The 3371-nt window shown below is 72.6% G+C and carries 3 protein-coding genes; 1 reads left to right on the top strand and 2 read right to left on the bottom strand.

The window, feature by feature from the left end; genetic code table 11:
* Positions 1–72: 72 nt before the first annotated feature.
* Both ACFE67_RS14650 and ACFE67_RS14645 read right to left on the bottom strand, forming a co-directional pair.
* Complete coding sequence (locus ACFE67_RS14650; RefSeq protein WP_375407606.1) at positions 73–1077, bottom strand: beta-ketoacyl-ACP synthase III; 1005 nt, start codon at positions 1075–1077, stop codon at positions 73–75.
* Positions 1074–1979: an ACP S-malonyltransferase gene (locus ACFE67_RS14645; RefSeq protein WP_375407605.1), complete on the bottom strand. Its 906-nt coding sequence runs from the start codon at positions 1977–1979 to the stop codon at positions 1074–1076. The genes ACFE67_RS14650 and ACFE67_RS14645 overlap by 4 nt, the downstream gene beginning before the upstream one ends.
* A gap of 229 nt (positions 1980–2208) precedes the next feature.
* Between ACFE67_RS14645 and ACFE67_RS14640 the strand changes: the two genes are divergently transcribed.
* A partial coding sequence (locus tag ACFE67_RS14640; protein ID WP_375407604.1) for a DUF222 domain-containing protein occupies positions 2209–3371 on the top strand: 1163 nt, incomplete at its 3' end.

Raw genomic sequence — 3371 nt, 5'->3', positions numbered from 1 at the left:
GCGTGCGGAACCGGACGACGATCAGTGTATTGGGGCGTGCATCGCCCGCCCCTTTCGGCGGACTCGGACCGATCAGGGCAGGCGCACCACCTGGGCGCCGAACACGAGGCCGGCACCGAACCCGATCTGCAGGGCGAGGCCGCCCGACAGCTCGGGGTGCTCACCGAGCAGGGCGTGCGCGGCGAGCGGGATCGACGCGGCCGACGTGTTGCCTGTCGTCACGATGTCCCGCGCGATCAGGACGTGCTCCGGCAGCTTCAGCTGCTTGGCGAGCTCGTCGATGATGCGGATGTTCGCCTGGTGGGGGATGAATGCGGCGAGGTCGTCCGGCGTGATCCCGGCGGCGTCGATCGCGCGTTGCGCGACCTTCACCATGTCCCACACCGCCCAGCGGAAGACCGTCGGGCCCTCCTGCCGCAGGGTCGGCCAGTCGACCGCTCCCGCGCCGTCCCGGTAGGCGCCGAGCGTGCTGTCCATGCCGACGGCGTCCCACTTGCCGCCGTCGGAGCCCCACACGGTGGGGGAGACGCCCGCCTCGTCGGACGGGCCGAGGACCGCTGCGCCTGCGCCGTCGGCGAGCAGGAAGGAGATGGTCCTGTCGGTGGGCTTCGCGAACGTCGAGAGCTTCTCGGCGCCGACGACGAGCACGTACTCGGCGAGGCCGCTCCGGATGAACGCGTCCGCCTGCGCGATGCCGTAGGTGAAGCCGGCGCACGCCGCGGAGATGTCGTACGCCGGCGCCGGTGTCGCGCCGACCCGCTCGGTGAGCAGGGCGGCCAGCGACGGGGTCTGCACGGTGTTCGAGATCGTCGACACGAGCACGGCGCCGAGCTGGTCCGGCCGGATCCCCGCGGTGGCGATCGCCTCCTTCGCGGCCTGCTCGGCGAGGTCGACCGCCTCCACACCCGCCGCGGCCCGCCGGCGCTCGACCACGCCGGTGCGCTGCCGGATCCACTCGTCCGAGGAGTTGATCGGGCCGACGATGTCGTCGTTGGTGACGACGGTCTCGCCACGGGCGGCGCCGTACGCGAGGATGCGCGATCCGGGGTGCCCGGTCGTCTGCTTCAGGGCGGTCATGCGACTCGATCCAGCAGGTCCCGCGCCGCGGCCAGGTCCGACGGCGTCTTCACCGCGACGGTCGGCACCCCCCTGAGCCCGCGCTTCGCGAGCCCGGTCAGCGTGCCGGCCGGGGCCAGCTCGACGAGCCCGGTGATCCCGGCGCCCGCGAACGACTCCATGCAGCGGTCCCACCGTACCGGCGACGCGACCTGGCCCACGAGCAGGTGGAGGAACTCGGCGCCGCCGCTGACGAGCGCACCGTCGCGGTTGGTCCAGAGGTGCGCGGCCGGGTCGGCGGGGGAGAGGGTCGCGGCGAAGCCGCGCAGCGTCTCGACGGCGGAGGCCATGTAGGCGGTGTGGAAGGCGCCGGCGACCTGCAGCGGGATCACCCTGGCGCCGGCAGGCGGCTCGGCTCGCAGGGCGTCCAGGGCGGGAAGCTCGCCCGCGGCGACGATCTGGCCGCCGCCGTTGCGGTTCGCGGGAGTGAGGCCGAGCTCGGCGAGCCGGCCGACGACCGCCGCCTCGTCGCCACCGATCACGGCGCTCATCCCGGTCGGCACAGCGGCTGCGGCCTCGGCCATCGCACGCCCGCGGGTCGCGACGAGCCGGATGCCGTCGGTGTCGCTCAGCACGCCGCCGACCACCGCAGCGGTGACCTCGCCGACGGAGTGCCCGGCCGTGGCGGTGATGTCGCGCTCGAGCGCGGCCGCGGCGACGATGCCGGCGGCGACGATCAGCGGCTGAGCCACGTCGGTACGCCGGATCGCGTCCGCGTCGGCGGTGGTTCCGAGCTCGATCAGGTCCAGCTCGACGGCGTCGCTGTACGCCTCGAGACGCTCGCGGACCCCGTCGAGCTCGAGCCAGGGGGCGAGGAACCCCGGCGTCTGGGAGCCCTGCCCGGGCGCGACGACGACGATCACGGTCCCCAAGTCTGTCGGACGACCCGACGTCGAACAACCGAGGACCGCGAGACCAGGTGGGGCGCCAGGGCCGTCCCCGCTTCCTCCCCGCTGGTCGAGGTGCGAGCGCAGCGAGCCTCGAGACCATCGAACCAGCCGCCGGACGCATCCGGAGAAACCGGATCATACAGTCGTTTCATCAGGTATTCCGCGCTTGCCCGGCAGCCCCATCCAGGGTAGTATCGAAGACATGTTCGGAACTGTGGAGGCGGAGGTCGAGGCGTCCCTCGAGACCCTCGCCGCCGGTCCGAAGCCGGGCTGGCTCGGTCCCCTCCGGGTGTCCGGTACCGGTGACGACGTCACGTGCTCGCCGCTGTGGGACCTCGTGGACCGGGACGCCCGCGTCGTCGACGACGCCACCGCGTCGGAGGCTCGGGACGCGTGGGAGCACGCCGCCGCCTGGACGCAGGGCGACCTCGATGAGGCCGAGGAGCTGTACCGCCTCGCCGACGCGTCCCGCACCCGGCGGCTGCTGACCGCGTACCGGGCCGCGGTGCAGGACCTCACCCACCGGTACGGCACCGTGTACGCGCACCGCGGATCCCAGGGCGTGCAGCTGTTCTTCGCCCAGACCGCCCTCGCCCTCGGCACGCACCCGAACGACGTCGCGCACCGGATCGACACCGCCGAGACCCTCGACCGGCACCTACCGGGTACCTGGCGGGTGTACCTGACCGGGAACACCACCTGGCGGGCAGTGGATCTCGCAGTCCGCGCCGCGGAAGGCATGACCGGTCACGCCTGGGCCGCCTACGACACCGAGATCGCGACGATCCTCGGGACGTACTGTCCCGAACCGCAGAACCGCACCCCGGTCGCGTCGCTGCCGCGGATGTTCCGCACGATCCGGGAACGCGTCCAACGCGACACCATGATCGAACGCGCCAGACGCACCCGCGACGCCCGCACCACCTCGATCGAGCACGGGCAGAACGGGCAGTCCTGCCTCATCATCACCGGACCCACCGTGACCATCACCGCGATGGACACCGTCCTGCACACCGCAGCGATCACCGCGCACGGTGCACCCGACGAGGACCGCGGACTCGGACAGCTGCGCTTCGACATCGCCCAGGACCTGATCCTCGAAGGCGCGAAAGTCGCCGCCGACCCCGAATCGCCCTCCGTCGCCGTCCCGGCCAGGAAGGGCGTCGTCCCCACGGTGGTGATCACCGTCCCGGTCCTCAGCCTCCTCGGCATCACCGACGAACCCGCCCGCCTCGAAGGCGTCGGCCCCATCGACAGCGAGACCGCGAAACGCGTCGCCGCGAACGCCCCCTCGTTCCACCGGCTGCTCACCCACCCGATCACCGGGGCACGACTCGACCTCGACCGAACCACCTACACGCCACC

It is taken from the genome of uncultured Amnibacterium sp. (assembly GCF_964244015.1).
Lineage (GTDB): Bacteria > Actinomycetota > Actinomycetes > Actinomycetales > Microbacteriaceae > Amnibacterium.
The sequence above is the reverse complement of the archived record's forward strand: the minus strand, read 5'-3'. Positions and strand labels throughout refer to the sequence as shown.